The organism is Rhizobium sp. WYCCWR 11152 (assembly GCF_013087615.1).
Taxonomy (GTDB): Bacteria; Pseudomonadota; Alphaproteobacteria; order Rhizobiales; family Rhizobiaceae; genus Rhizobium; species Rhizobium indicum.
The window spans coordinates 77,902-91,007 of record NZ_JABFCP010000009.1; the positions used below are offsets into that span (position 1 = coordinate 77,902).

The 13,106-nt window shown below is 62.0% G+C and carries 12 protein-coding genes; 5 read left to right on the top strand and 7 right to left on the bottom strand.

Annotated features, from left to right (window positions below):
- Nucleotides 1–69: 69 nt before the first annotated feature.
- Nucleotides 70–987, top strand: a complete 918-nt coding sequence (locus G9X67_RS15520) for a sugar ABC transporter substrate-binding protein (protein WP_171599086.1) — start codon at nt 70–72, stop codon at nt 985–987.
- Between the two features lie 165 nt (nt 988–1,152).
- Here the strand turns inward: G9X67_RS15520 and G9X67_RS15525 are convergent, their stop codons facing one another.
- The gene (locus tag G9X67_RS15525; RefSeq protein WP_003545832.1) at nt 1,153–1,383 is read right to left on the bottom strand and encodes a DUF2093 domain-containing protein; all 231 of its coding nucleotides are present in this window, start codon (nt 1,381–1,383) and stop codon (nt 1,153–1,155) included.
- A 170-nt stretch (nt 1,384–1,553) separates the two neighbouring features.
- On the bottom strand, nt 1,554–3,356 hold the full coding sequence (gene mutL, locus G9X67_RS15530) for a DNA mismatch repair endonuclease MutL (protein WP_171599087.1): 1,803 nt from the start codon (nt 3,354–3,356) through the stop codon (nt 1,554–1,556).
- Between the two features lie 183 nt (nt 3,357–3,539).
- Between mutL and G9X67_RS15535 the strand changes: the two genes are divergently transcribed.
- Complete coding sequence (locus G9X67_RS15535) at nt 3,540–5,261, top strand: response regulator (protein ID WP_171599088.1); 1,722 nt, start codon at nt 3,540–3,542, stop codon at nt 5,259–5,261.
- Nucleotides 5,262–5,415: 154 nt separating this feature from the next.
- Nucleotides 5,416–6,780, top strand: a complete 1,365-nt coding sequence (locus G9X67_RS15540; RefSeq protein WP_138328892.1) for an EAL domain-containing protein — start codon at nt 5,416–5,418, stop codon at nt 6,778–6,780.
- Between the two features lie 71 nt (nt 6,781–6,851).
- Here the strand turns inward: G9X67_RS15540 and G9X67_RS15545 are convergent, their stop codons facing one another.
- The 5 genes from G9X67_RS15545 to G9X67_RS15565 all read right to left on the bottom strand — a co-directional run bounded on the left by G9X67_RS15545 (nt 6,852) and on the right by G9X67_RS15565 (nt 10,905).
- Complete coding sequence (locus tag G9X67_RS15545) at nt 6,852–7,457, bottom strand: PRC-barrel domain-containing protein (protein WP_138328891.1); 606 nt, start codon at nt 7,455–7,457, stop codon at nt 6,852–6,854.
- 230 nt (nt 7,458–7,687) lie between these two features.
- On the bottom strand, nt 7,688–8,575 hold the full coding sequence (locus G9X67_RS15550; RefSeq protein ID WP_171599089.1) for an SMP-30/gluconolactonase/LRE family protein: 888 nt from the start codon (nt 8,573–8,575) through the stop codon (nt 7,688–7,690).
- Nucleotides 8,572–9,213, bottom strand: coding sequence for a 2-dehydro-3-deoxy-6-phosphogalactonate aldolase (locus G9X67_RS15555; RefSeq protein ID WP_171599090.1), 642 nt, complete (start codon nt 9,211–9,213; stop codon nt 8,572–8,574). The genes G9X67_RS15550 and G9X67_RS15555 overlap by 4 nt, the downstream gene beginning before the upstream one ends.
- 13 nt (nt 9,214–9,226) lie before the next feature.
- Nucleotides 9,227–10,144, bottom strand: a complete 918-nt coding sequence (locus G9X67_RS15560; RefSeq protein ID WP_171599091.1) for a 2-dehydro-3-deoxygalactonokinase — start codon at nt 10,142–10,144, stop codon at nt 9,227–9,229.
- A complete protein-coding gene (locus tag G9X67_RS15565; protein ID WP_171599491.1) occupies nt 10,144–10,905 on the bottom strand; it encodes an SDR family oxidoreductase in 762 nt (253 codons plus the stop codon). The genes G9X67_RS15560 and G9X67_RS15565 overlap by 1 nt, the downstream gene beginning before the upstream one ends.
- 108 nt (nt 10,906–11,013) lie before the next feature.
- Here G9X67_RS15565 and G9X67_RS15570 point away from each other — a divergent pair, with 108 nt between their 5' ends.
- Nucleotides 11,014–11,811, top strand: coding sequence for an IclR family transcriptional regulator (locus G9X67_RS15570; protein WP_171599092.1), 798 nt, complete (start codon nt 11,014–11,016; stop codon nt 11,809–11,811).
- Nucleotides 11,812–12,064: 253 nt separating this feature from the next.
- Nucleotides 12,065–12,799, top strand: a complete 735-nt coding sequence (locus tag G9X67_RS15575) for a LuxR family transcriptional regulator (RefSeq protein WP_138390670.1) — start codon at nt 12,065–12,067, stop codon at nt 12,797–12,799.
- Nucleotides 12,800–13,106 lie beyond the last annotated feature (307 nt).

Genomic DNA, 13,106 nt, shown 5'->3' on the forward strand with positions numbered 1-13,106 from the left:
CTGCTTCGTTGGGGCAGCGGACAACGAGATCGCTCTAGAGGAGGGCGGTCGAAACATGGGAGGTGTATCATGAAACTGCAATCCCTGCTGGGAGCTCTTGCGCCCCTGGCCGTCGCTGTAGTCCCGTCCTTGGCGCAGGAGCCGGTCAAGCTCGGCTTTATAACCAAATTCCCTGTACCGTTCTTCGCAACAATGGAGAACGCCGCCAAAGATTATGCGAAGAGAAATCCCGGCGTCGAGATCATCTACGGGCAGGGTACATCAGCAACCGACATCGAGGGCCAGATTGCACAGATCGAATCCATGGTGACACGAGGCGTGCAGGGTATTGCCCTCACGCCCGTCGATCCTACCGTGTCCACTGCCCTGGACAAGGCGGTTGCGGCCGGTGTCAAGGTCGTGCTGATGGATAACAACATTCCGGATTGGAACGGCAGGACGGCGCTTGCCACGACCAATAATTTCGCTGCGGGCAAAATCGCTGGCGAATATCTCAAAACTGTTCTTCATGCCGGCGATACGCTCGGGATTCTTGAGGGCGTGCCCGGGGTGCCAGCGCTTGATGACCGTGTGACGGGAATGCTTGAAGGGCTGAAGGGACTTGACGTTAAGATCGTCGGGAAAGGCGCGACAAACTGCACCGAGGAGCTCGGGATCAGTGTCGCCGAGGATCTGCTGACGAAGAACCCGGACCTCAAGGCCATTTATGCCGCTTGCGGCCCGCCCGCTGCTGGCGCGGCGCGCGCAATCAAGAACGCTGGCACTGCCAATGACAAGATTGTGCTGGTCGGTTTCGACTTCTGTTGCGGCGAAGAGGAAGCGCTGAAGAGTGGGGTCGAGGATGCGTCGGTGGCTCAGTTTCCCACCAAGATGGCTGAACTCGGTGTGGATGCGCTGGTAAAATCGATCCGCGGAGAGGCGGTTGAGTCTTTGATTGACTCCGGCGCTGCGCTCGTGACGCCAGAGAATATGGCGAAATTCAAGTGAACCGTTGCCCCAGTGGGATCGGATCACGCGAACGGCCCGTCCTTCGCTGGGCGGGCCGGCGGGTGACCGCTCGTTGTGCCCAGATTTCAATCTTTTATCGGGACGGCCAGCACGCCTTCAGCAAAGCCTTGGCTGATCGTTATCGATGGTGAGGCGCGCGGCGCTTTAGCGCCTCTGGTTCGGCAGCACGCCGGCGCGTTTGTCGGCGTCGATCGCCGAGATCACGTCGGCATAGGGCTCCTGCCGGGCGACGCTCCAATAGCGCAATTCGTCGAGCGGGATCTGTTTTCCCGTCATCGCGCAGACGACATAGGAGCCGGGCGAGAGAATCTGGAAATCGCCATCGAGATACCGGATCTTCGCCTCGCGGTTTCCGTGCCCTTCGAACAAATTCATGCGCTCCGTTCCCTGCAGTCTGTCATTAGAGCATGTCGCGCAAAAGTGTGCCGCGGTTTTGCGATCACGACATGCGGACACCAAACACCTAAAGCGTGGTAAGCGGATCTGAAAGATCGCGACACGCTTTAGTCTGCCATACTCCCGCAAGGCTTGCTTTTCCAGCTTTTTTAGCTTCTGCCGAAAAGCCGTTCGATATCGCTGAGCTTCAATTCGATATAGGTCGGCCGGCCGTGATTGCACTGGCCGGAGCCGGGCGTCACTTCCATTTCTCTCAGCAGCGCGTTCATTTCCTCCGGCCGCAGCCGCCGTCCGGAGCGCACCGACCCATGGCAGGCCATGGTCGCCGCCACATATTCGAGCTTGGCCGATAGGCCCGACGCCGTGTCCCACTCGGCGATCTCGTCGGCAAGCTGGCGGATCAGCCCATGCGCATCGACCTCGCCGAGCATCGCCGGCGTCTCGCGCACGGCGATTGCGCCTGGGCCGAAACGCTCGATCGAAAGGCCAAGTTCGGAAAGCTCGGCCGCGTGCTGCATCAGCCGGTCGCAATCCTCCTCCGGAATATCGACGATCTCGGGGATGAGCAGCACCTGCGAGGCCAGCCGCTTGGAATGCAGCGCCTTGCGCATCGCCTCGAAGACCAGCCGCTCATGCGCGGCATGCTGGTCGACGATGACGAGCCCGTCTTCGGTCTGGGCGACGATGTAATTTGCGTGGATCTGCGCCCGCGCCGCGCCGAGCGGATACCGTGCATTTGCTTCAGGAGCTGCCGGCTGTGGCGAAAACTGCGGCTCGGCCCGCGCCGTCGGCATCGAAAGTCCGTCGAAGGACGTCTGTGGCCGCTCGCCGAAACCCGTTGTCGGCTGGTAGGGCCGGGAGGGCGAGGTCTCGGCCGACCATGGTGTCTGCGGCCGTTGAGCGTGCGGCTGGAAGCCGGGGCGGAAGGAGCGCAGCATGTCGCTGGCACCCGTCGTTGCCGCCCGGCTGCCGTCGCGCGCCAAGGCCTCGCGGATGGCGCCGACGATCAGGCCACGCACCAGGCCAGGATCGCGGAACCGCACGTCGGATTTTGCCGGATGCACATTGACGTCGACGAGAGCGGGATCGAGCGTGATCGCCAGCACCGCCACCGGATAGCGTCCGGATGGGATCGTCTCGGCATAGGCGCCGCGGATCGCCGAGAGGATCAGCTTGTCCTGCACCGGCCGGCCGTTGACGAAGGCGTATTGATGGGCGGAGTTGCCGCGATTGAAGGTCGGCACGCCGGCAAAGCCGGTAAGCGAGATCTCTTCGCGCACGGCGTCGAGCGCAATGGCGTTGTCGCGGAATTCCTTACCGAGCACCTGCGCCATGCGCGCCAGATGATCGTCGCCGGTCGCCGGGAATTCCAGTGTGGTGCGGTCCGAGCCCGACAGCACGAAGCGCACGGCAGGAAAGGCGATTGCCATGCGCTTGACGATTTCGGTGATGGCGCCGGCCTCGGCTTTTTCCGTCTTCAGGAATTTGAGCCGGGCCGGTGTCGCGAAGAACAGGTCGCGCACTTCGACGATCGTCCCGGGATTGGCGGCAGCCGGGCGCAGATGCGCGATCTTGCCGCCGGCAACGGCGATCTCGTGGCCGCCTGCGCTGTCGCGTCTGCGGCTTGCGATGCTGAGCCTTGCGACCGAGCCGATCGAGGGCAGCGCCTCGCCGCGGAAGCCGAGCGTGCGGATATCCTCGAGCGTCTCTGAGATCTTCGAAGTGCAGTGGCGCCTGACCGCCAGTTCCAGATCGGCCGCATCCATGCCCGAGCCGTTGTCGCTGACGCGCAGCAGCGCCTTGCCGCCGCCAGACGTGGCGATTTCGATGCGCGTCGCGCCCGCGTCGAGCGCGTTTTCGATCAGTTCCTTGGCAGCGCTCGCCGGCCGTTCGATGACTTCGCCGGCGGCGATCTGGTTGATGAGCGTTTCGGAAAGCTGTCTGATGGCCATGGGCTATTTTCGGGGATTCGCGGGCCGGAGGGAAGGGGTTTCGACAGGCTTTCCGGAAACGTGATCCGGGGCTCCCCCAAATTTGGGAATAGGTAATGTTAAGCCGGTTTTAACATAAAAATGGCATTTCTAATCACATACCTCCGGAAGCTGCGAAATCGAACAGATGTGGGACGCAATAGCATGAGTGCCGGCTTCGAAAAGGCGGACACATCATCAGAAATGGATGGGTCTCCCGCCGAGGCCGATCTGCAGACGGCGCTTTTCGATGTGGTGTGCGACAGCCTTTCCGCAGCTTTCATCATCTACGACAAGAACGATCATCTGATCTTCGCAAGCCGCCAGACCCTCGAATTCTTTCCGCTGCCCGCCGAGATGCTGAAGCCGGGCACGCGGCTTCGCGATTTCCTCGGCGCGATGTACGACACCGGCATTCGCCAGCAGTATGATGTCAGGCAGGGTGGCTCGCTGAGCCGCGAAGACTGGCTGTCGCAGAAAATCGCCTCGCATTGGCGCGAGCGTTTCGACGCCGTCGAGCGCCACGGTGCCGATAGCTGGGTCCGCTTCGTCAAGCGTAGGCTGCCGGGCGGTTACGGCGTCACAATCATCTCCGACATTTCCGAGAACAAGAAGCGCGAAGAGCAATGGCGCTCCGATCTGGAGCGGGTGCAGCTCACCGAGGACATTCTCGACAATCTGCCGTTCCCGCTGTTCGTCAAGGATCGCAACCTCACTTATGTCGCGGTGAACCTTGCCTTCTGCGAGAAATATCAGACGAGCGCCGACGAAGTGCTCGGGCGCAAGAGCGGCGATCTTTTTTCAGAAGAGATCGCCAAGCGCTTCGAAGAAAGCGACCGCCATGTGCTGGAGACCGGCGAGATGTCCGTCTCCCGCCAGCGGCAGATCTCCCGCGACGGCATCGAGCGCGATATCGTCAGCCGCAAGCACCGCATCGGCAAGCCTGGCCGCTATTTCCTGGTGTCGACCATGCAGGATCTGCCGCGCGACGGCGCCGATCTCGACGAGTTCGGCCAAGCGTCCGCGATCACCGCCTCCAGCAATCAAAGCTATCGCCGCGCCTATGTGCCGGTACCAAGCGGCATCGCACGGCGCGAACCGGCGGCGATGGAAGCGATCGTTCCGGAGAATTTCTCCGGCCGCAAGGTCCTCGTCGTTACTGCCGACCTCGCCGCCGAGACCGCCGCGCTGCGGACGCTGACGAAATACGGCTTCGAATCCTGCTCGGTCCGGGGCGAGGATGAAGAGGAGCGGTTCCTCGAAATCGCCACTTCCTCCGGCATCTCGCTCGATCTTCTGATCATCGACAACCAGATGGGCATGCGCTGCCTCGAGCTTGCCGAGCAATACGGCATCCCGGCGCTCGTCATGGACGGTTTCCAGATCGCCAACGAGCTCACCTTCCAGATCGCCCGCCATTTCAATCGCAACAGCCGCAGCGCCGCCGGTTCGGATGCGGATTGGGAAATCAGCATTTCCGACGATCCGGTCGGCCTGCAGGTTCTCGTCGCCGAAGACAATGATATCAACCAGATCGTCTTTTCACAGATCCTCGAAGGCCTCGGCTATCGCCACATGCTTGCGGCGACCGGCGACGAGGCCGTGCGCCTATGGGCCGAGCACCGGCCGCAGATTGTGCTGATGGATATTTCCCTGCCGGGTTTCAACGGCTTCGAGGCCGCGCGCCTCATCCGGCAGATGGAGGAAACCGGCGGTGGCAACCGCACCCCGATCATCGGCGTGCTCACCCAGGCCTTCGAGCGTGACCGCGCCGAATGCGTCAAATCAGGCATGGACGACGTCATCATGAAACCCGTCAGCCCTGATATGCTTGAGACTGTATTTCAGAAATATCTAATGAATGAGGCCATGCGGGCCCGAAGCTGAAGCATGTCGCGCAAAAGTGTGTGGACGCCAAAATACCCGTCAACTCCCTAGATTTTGGGGAGGTTCAAGCGCCTATGCCGCTGATTTACTATCGAATTGTTAAGACCTGCCGGTCATTCTTCTGCATGGCTCCGGAGGAAAGCTCGGGTTTTGGATGATGAAATCGGCGGACATAGCTTTCTTGACCGTCGGTCAGAATGAGCTTCAGGCGATGGCCTATACCGATCCGCTGACCGGATTGGGCAACCGCAATCGCATGCGGGACAAGGTCTTGCAGATCTCCGCTGAGCGCGCCAACGATCCGGCCCCCTTCACCATCGGCATCGTCAACCTCGACAGTTTCAAGCCGATCAACGATCTGTTCGGCTCGACAGCCGGGGATGAAATCCTCTGCCAGGTCGCCCATCGTCTCAGGGCCTGCATTCCTGATGGCGCGCTGGTCACCCGCCACGATGGCGACGAATTCGCCTTCGTGCTGCCGTTGATCTTCGAGCGGGCGAGTGCCGAGAAATTCGGCCAGATGATCCGCGAGGTGCTGTCGGCGCCTTATGACCTCGGTGACCGCAACGTCCGCCTCTCCGCCTCACTCGGCTTTTCCATCTATCCCTTCGCCGGAGAGGATTGCGAGGAACTGCTGAAGAGCGCCGAGACCGCCCTCTACCGTTCCAAGCGCCGCGGCCGCGGCCAGATCACCGTCTATTCGCGCGAGATCGCCCAGGAAATGAAGCGTGCGACGCAGCTGGAGCAGGCGCTCAGAAATGCCATCATCTCCGACGCGATCGATGTGCATTTCCAACCGATCGTCTCGCTGTCCAACAATCAGGTCGTTGGCTTCGAGGCGCTCGCCCGGTGGAACGATCCCGATCTCGGCTTCGTGTCGCCCGGCGTCTTCGTGCCGCTCGCCGAAGAGCGCGGCTTCATCGACGCGCTGTCGGAGGCGCTGCTGCGCAAAGCCGCGGAAGCCGCACTTTCCTGGCCGCGCGAACTTTTCCTGTCGTTCAATCTCTCCTCGGCCCAACTGATGGATCCGGGCACGAGCAGCAGCGTCCTGTCGATCCTCGGCCGCGTCGGCTTCGATCCGCATCGCCTGGAGCTGGAAATCACCGAGACGGCGGTGATGAGTTCAGCCGATACCGCTCACCGCATCATCGCCGATCTGCGCGCCGCCGGTGTGCGCATCTCGCTCGACGATTTCGGCACCGGTCAGTCGAGCCTCGGGCGCCTGCGCGACTTCATCTTCGACAAGATCAAGATCGACCGCGCCTTCGTCTCGCGCATCAATTCCGATCGCGCCTCCGAACACATCATCAAGGCGATCCTTACCATGTGCGAGGGCTTGGAGCTGGAAGTCGTGGCGGAAGGCATCGAGGATTATGCCGAGGCCGTGAAGTTGCGCACGCTCGGCTGCGGCATGGGCCAGGGCTATCACTTCGGCCGTCCGGCCGACGGTATCGCCACGCTGCGCTTCCTGCACGAAAACTATTACGATCCGACCATGGCGGAGCGGGCCAGCGCATAAAGCGATGGCGCCTCATAAAACGATGGCGCCCCTGGGAGCGCCATCGCCTACGCTATACTACCGCGCACGGATTACTTAGGCGTGGTCGAGCCGGTCGCCGTGGTATCGGTACCGGTCGCAGCCGGAGCCTTTTCGGCCGACTGCATCGCCAGCGTCTTGAACTCAGGTGCGGCCTTCAGCGATTCAGCCGTTTCACTGGTCGTCAGCTTGACGCTGCCGTCCTGGGTGTTCTGCGCGACGGTGATCTTTTCCATCGGCACGGCGACGTTCTTTTCACCGATGCCGAGGAAGCCGCCGACGCCAACGATTGCGGCAACCATGCCGCCATCCTTCTTGAGGATCAGATCGTTGACGCTGCCGATGCTTTCATTGCTGCCGTTATAGACCGATTGGCCGATATAGGTGTTGGCGCTGACCTGGTCCGGAGACTGCTCGGTCAGATAGCCGGCTTGAGCCGTATCTGCCGTCGGTGCTGCGGCCGGAGCCTGTGCGGCATCGCCTGCGGGCTTGGTGACGTCAGGCGTCATCGGCTTCGGTGCTGCCGGGTCGGCGGGAGCCGCCTGGGTCGGAGCGGCAGGGTCCGCAGGCTGCGGTGCCGTCTGCGAGAATGCCGCCGGTGCGAAAGCCGTGGCAAACAGGGCGCCAGCGGCAACGGTCGTCAAGAGTTTGCGTGTCATTTCGAACCTACCTTCGTTTTTTTTCTAGTGATCGCTGACCCGGCAAAACCTGTTTCTCAGGTCTCGTTACCGCGCCAGTTCGAAGGGAAAATGACTGGTGGAGTGATTGGTTCCGGTTGAAAACACGGAAAATCTCTCGATTTTCACGGAACATTTATCGATGAGTGGCCACCAAAATAAGAAAAAGCGCCCCGGTGGGGAGCGCTCTGATCACCGATGGCCAGCAAAAATCAGATCACATAGACGGGATCGAATACGCCTTTGACGTCGATGCCGAGTTCCAGCAGCGCGCCGGCACTGGGTTGGGCCGACCGGGCATCCTCGTCGAGCCCTTCCCAGGCTGTCGTCACCGCCAGGCGGTCGGCATTGACGCCGATGAAGGCGGGGCAGGAGGGCTGCACGGCAGGAACCTTGTATCGCGAGATACGCAGACCGTCCGGACTGTAGCGGTCGACGACGCCAGCGCCCCAGCGCGCATTCCACAGATAGCCGTCGGCATCGACCACCGAGCCGTCGATGTCACCGGGGTCGTTCATGCTGTCGACGAGCACGATCGGTTCGCCCGAGGGCAGGCCGGTCTGCGGATCGACCATGACGCGCATCAGCCGGTTGATGCGGGAATCCGTATAATAGCCGACCGTGCCGTCAGGCGAGAAGCAGATCGAATTCGGGATGCTGATGCCGTTGAAGATCTTCGTCACCTTGCCGCTGGCGACATGATAGATGGCGCCGGCCTGGTTTTCCGCCCGCTTGCTCATTGTGCCGATCCAGAGCGCACCGGAAGGATGCGTGCGGCCGTCGTTCGAACGGTTTTCCGGCCTGTCGTTTTCGAGCGCGGCGTAGAAGGTGAGGTTGCCGCTTGCCACATCGCGCACGAACAGCCCTTCTTCCGTCGCGATCAGCTGCCGCCCGGCGTCGATGCGGGCAAGCACGCTCGCCATCACAGGCAGCGGATGCACCTTTTTCGCGCCCGTCGAAAGATTGAGCTCGTGCAGTTCCTTGCCGAGGATGTTGAACCACCAGACGGTATTGCTGTCCGGATCATAGGTCGGGCCTTCACCGAGAACGGAATTAGTATTGCAAAGTGTTTTGCCCTCGAACTCATAAATATCGGTCATACGTTCACGCTCCCAATGGCTGCATCATAGGCGTAAATGGTCGCCTTGGCGCGCTCGGCAACCTCTGACGCGGTCATTCCTGGCTTGTAGATGCTGGTGCCGAGGCCGAAGGCGAAGATGCCGGCCTTGGTGTAATCGCCGAAATTCTTGTCCGAGACACCGCCGACGGCGGCAATCATCAGCTCCGGCGGCAGGATGGCCCGGATCGCCGTGATGCCGGAAGGGCCGAGCACGCTGGCCGGAAAGAATTTGAGACCGGTGGCGCCGGCGCGTGCGGCCGCCAGCGCCTCGGTCGGCGTAAAGACGCCCGGCATCGTCACCATGCCGTATCCGCGCGCCCGGATGATCACCTCCGGCTCGACATTCGGGGTGACCAGCAGTGTGCCGCCGGCCGCATGCAGGCTGTCGACCGCCTCGACCGTCAGCACCGTGCCGGCGCCGATCAGCACGTCTGCCGGCGCCATCTTCGCGGCGATCTCGATGGATTTGAACGGCTCCGGTGAGTTGAGCGGGATCTCGATCGCCGTCAGGCCATTGTCGATCAAGGCGCCGACGACGCTTTCGGTCTCCTCGGGCCTGATGCCGCGGAGAATGGCGATCAGCGGGCGCTTCATGTCGGGGAAGGGGATACGGTTCATCGTGTCAGCTTTCTCAGTTCGGCCAGATAGCTTCGGCGGCGGCCGAAAGCCCGCGGCGCACGGCGGCGTCGGCGTCGATGGCGGTGAAGGCAAGGGAGAGGGTTCTGAAGGCCTGTTCGTAGAGCGCCTGCAGGCGTCCGGAGGCGACGAGGGTGATGGTGGTGCCGTTTGCCGCATCCTGCAGCGCCCCGGCGATTTCGAGGCCGATCAGCGTGCCGGAAAGCCGGGCTTGCGCGGCAGCGGCAGAAATCCCGTGCAGGAGCTGGCCGGAACGGGCGGCAAAGAGCAGGTTGGAGGCATGGGCCGGGCGTGCGAAAGCGGCCGAGACCGCCGCCTCGAAGGCTGCCGCATCCACTGGCTGTTCTTCCGCGCCGGCCACGGCATGCGAAAGGATCGTGTGCTTGCTGATGACGTCGAAAAGCTCGCCGGTCATGAAGGTCGAGAAGCCGGTTACCTTGCTGTCCGTCACATGCACCCATTTCGAATGGGTGCCGGGCATGCAGACAGCCTGCGCGCCCGAGCTCGCGCGGCCGAGCGCGCCGAGAAGCTGGGTTTCCTCGCCGCGCATGACGTCGGGCCTCGCCATGTCCCGCTGGGCAAGGCCCGGCAGAATGCGAATGTCGCGGCTTTCCCCGGGCACGGAGACCGCCCCGGTCAGGATCGAGGCGAGCGGCGCCGGCACGTCGATATAACCGGCCTCGACCCAGCCTTGCCTGGCGCCGGCCATGCCGCAGACGATCACCGGCAGGTTTTCCGGCGCCTCGATGGCGGCGAGATGGCCGGCAAGCACGGCGGAAAAGCCGGTCTTTGCGGCGCTCGTCATGCCTTCGCCGCTGCGGCGCTCGGCAAGGACGGTGCCGTCCCTGCCGATCAGCCAGAGCCGGAAGCTGCTGGTGCCCCAGTCCACCGCGACATAAGCGGGATTAGCCATTACAGAACGCCTCCATCGACAATCAGGGACTGGGCGGTCATCGCCGCCGCACAGTCGGATGCAAGAAACAAGCAGGGACCGACGATCGCATCGGGTTTGAGCGCGACCTTCAGGCACTGATCCTCGACCGAGCGCGCAATGCTCTCCTCGGTGAGCCAGTGCTGCATCTGCCGCTCGGTGACCACCATGCCGGGCAGGATGCAGTTGACCCGGATGTTCTCCGGCCCGAGCCTGCCCGCCAGGCTCTTCGTCAGCCCGACGACCGCCGCCTTGGCTGCCGCATAGGCGGGAAAGCCGCCCATGTTCAGCTTGAAGGCGATTGACGACATATTGATGATCGCCCCGCCGCCGGCCGTCCGCATCGACGGTACGACTGCCTGCGAGGTGAAGAACACATGCTTGAGGTTGACCGCCTGGTTGTTGTCCCAATAGGCCTCGGTCACCGCGTCGAATTCATGGCGGTCGTCCCAGGCGGCATTGTTGACCAGCACGCGGATCGGCCCCGAGCTGGCGACGACGGTATCGACCGTGTGCCGGATCGCGGCGATGTCGCGCAGGTCGGTATGGTGAAAGGAGACCGGATGTGCCGTCTCCCGCGACAGTCTTTCGGCAAGCTTGCGGCCGGCCGCCTCGGCGATATCGATGAACGAGACCTTGGCGCCCTGGCGCGCGAAACCTTCGACGATCGCAGCACCTATGCCCGATCCGCCGCCGGTCACCAGCACGGCTCGGTCTTTGAACTCGGGAAATTGTGCTGCCATCATGGTCACCGTCGCCTCCCGACTTGATTGTTCCATTATTTGGAACTTAATTTGACTATATGGAATTATCGAATTACGCTGCCCTTTCTGTCAAGGGCGGACGAGGCGATGAATTCAAACGGCGAAAGCACGGCACAGGCACGCGAGACCGGCACGCTCGGCAAACTGATGGTTCTGCTCGATCTCGTCACCCATGCCGACGCGCCGCTGCGTTTCACCGATATTCTGGCCCTTGCCGGCCAGCCGCGCGGCACGTTGCATCGCCAGCTCACCCATCTGGTGGAGGAGGGGCTGCTCGAGCTCGATGGCGACGGCCGTTATGCGCCCGGCCTGCGCCTGCTCGATTTCGCCGCGCGCAGCTGGGCGCGCAACGAGTTCCGCCTGATTGCCGAACCGCACCTCAGAGATCTGCAGCAGGCGACGGGTGAGACGGTGCATCTCGGCGTTCTCAGAGGCCAGTCGATCATCTATCTCGACAAGGTCGAAGGCCGTCAACCGGTGCGCATGTATTCGCAGATCGGCAATGCCTCGCCCTGTTATTGCACCGGCGTCGGCAAGGCCGCCCTTTCGCTGCTGCCGGCCGAAAGCCTCGTCGAACTGCTTGCCGGCCTGATCTTCACCAGCTTTACCGCCTCGACCCATGTCTCTGCCGAAACCCTGCTTGCCGAAATCCGCGAGATTGCCGATCAGGGCTATGCCTTCGACCGCGAAGAGCATGAGGCCGGCATCCGCTGCGTTGCCGCACCCGTCTGGTCGGAGGATCGGACCTTTATGGGTGGCATTTCGATTACCGGTCCGGCCTATCGGTTGTCGATGGAACTTCTGCACCAATGGTCCGTTCCGGTTCAGCTGGCGGCTGGGAGGATCATGGAAGGTATGCGCGTTCGTCTCGGTCCGCGCCGCTGAGGGAAAATTGCAATCGGCCCGCTGCTGGACGCAATCGCAGAGCATGCTTATGATGAGCGCGATATTGAGATTTGCCGACGAATCACCACAACTACAACGGTCCGCGAAATCTACAACCAGTCACCGGCCGAACGCTCAACGCTGAAGCCGTTTCCAACCAGCGATCGTCGTTCCCCGATGCATTCGAAACCCCCATGGCGGGCAGGTTTCGCAAACGGTTTGTCGGCCGCTGTGCCGAAGATGAAGAAATGTGATGGCACCCTTGTCGCAAACATCCACGGAAGAAGACGATTATGTTCAGGAAATAGCGGGCCTGAAGACCCAGTTCGATATTTTCCGTTTCATGAAACGGGTGACGGAAGCCTATCGCAGCCGTGCCTTCATGGTTCTCAACCTGCCGCCGATCACCTCCTTCGATCTTCAGGGCAGCACCGTCATCACCAGCTGGCCGGCCGAGCTTCTGGCGCTCTACGACCAGGAAGGCCTGATGGTGAACAGCCCGGTCCTCAGGCGGCTGAGAACATCCGCGCGGCCCTTCTTCTACGACATGTCGCGCCAGAACTGGTCGCGGGACGACGGCAAGTCCATTCTCGTCGCCTCCCTGTTCGAACGTTTCAAGATGATGCGCTGCGCCTATTTCCCGACGCATGAGCCCTCCGGCCTGCGCGGCGCCATCTCTTTCGCCGGCGACCGCGAACCCTTCAGCCCGGCTGAGATGCGCGAGCTCTGCTACATCTCCATCCATGTCTTCGACAGGCTTGCCGAGATCCGCAACCTCGATACGCGCATGACGGACACGCTGACCGACCGCGAGATCGATTGCCTCAACTGGACGGCGGCCGGCAAGACCAGTGCCGAAATCGCCGAAATCCTCACCCTGTCCGAGCATACGGTCAATCACTACCTCAACCGTGCCACCAAGAAGCTCGACACGGTCAACCGCACCCAGGCCGTCGCCAAGGCGTTGCGCATCGGCCTGATCAAATAAGTTGCAAAAAACAACCGACTGCTTTCGAAGCCGCCCAGCGCATAGGCAAGTCCTTCCCGTTGGAAGCCTGTCCCGAGCGCTTTTGCGCTGTTTTTCCTAATTTTCCATCTGGCACGCTTTCTGCATGTCTTGTGCGAGAGGTCCAGAGGGGACTTTGAGACCAGCGCCAGGAAATGGCGCGGCCGACACACCGCTGCCCGACGCCGATGCCGCTTTCTCCCGGCTCTTCGGTGTCGGCGGCGGTTGTTGCGTTTTGGCACCGCTTCTTTCCCGGCTGTTCGCGATTTAGTCTTCCCAGTTCACTTTT

Excerpts from the sequence above, each read along its gene's own strand:
- G9X67_RS15520 (WP_171599086.1), top strand. The coding sequence starts at position 70 with ATGAAACTGCAATCCCTGCTGGGAGCTCTTGCGCCCCTGGCCGTCGCT.
- G9X67_RS15550 (WP_171599089.1), bottom strand. The coding sequence starts at position 8,575 with ATGACCGATATTTATGAGTTCGAGGGCAAAACACTTTGCAATACTAAT.
- G9X67_RS15570 (WP_171599092.1), top strand. The coding sequence starts at position 11,014 with ATGAATTCAAACGGCGAAAGCACGGCACAGGCACGCGAGACCGGCACG.
- G9X67_RS15525 (WP_003545832.1), bottom strand. The coding sequence starts at position 1,383 with ATGAATTTGTTCGAAGGGCACGGAAACCGCGAGGCGAAGATCCGGTAT.
- G9X67_RS15535 (WP_171599088.1), top strand. The coding sequence starts at position 3,540 with ATGAGTGCCGGCTTCGAAAAGGCGGACACATCATCAGAAATGGATGGG.
- G9X67_RS15545 (WP_138328891.1), bottom strand. The coding sequence starts at position 7,457 with ATGACACGCAAACTCTTGACGACCGTTGCCGCTGGCGCCCTGTTTGCC.
- mutL (WP_171599087.1), bottom strand. The coding sequence starts at position 3,356 with ATGGCCATCAGACAGCTTTCCGAAACGCTCATCAACCAGATCGCCGCC.
- G9X67_RS15540 (WP_138328892.1), top strand. The coding sequence starts at position 5,416 with ATGATGAAATCGGCGGACATAGCTTTCTTGACCGTCGGTCAGAATGAG.
- G9X67_RS15555 (WP_171599090.1), bottom strand. The coding sequence starts at position 9,213 with ATGAACCGTATCCCCTTCCCCGACATGAAGCGCCCGCTGATCGCCATT.
- G9X67_RS15565 (WP_171599491.1), bottom strand. The coding sequence starts at position 10,905 with ATGGCAGCACAATTTCCCGAGTTCAAAGACCGAGCCGTGCTGGTGACC.
- G9X67_RS15560 (WP_171599091.1), bottom strand. The coding sequence starts at position 10,144 with ATGGCTAATCCCGCTTATGTCGCGGTGGACTGGGGCACCAGCAGCTTC.
- G9X67_RS15575 (WP_138390670.1), top strand. The coding sequence starts at position 12,065 with ATGGCACCCTTGTCGCAAACATCCACGGAAGAAGACGATTATGTTCAG.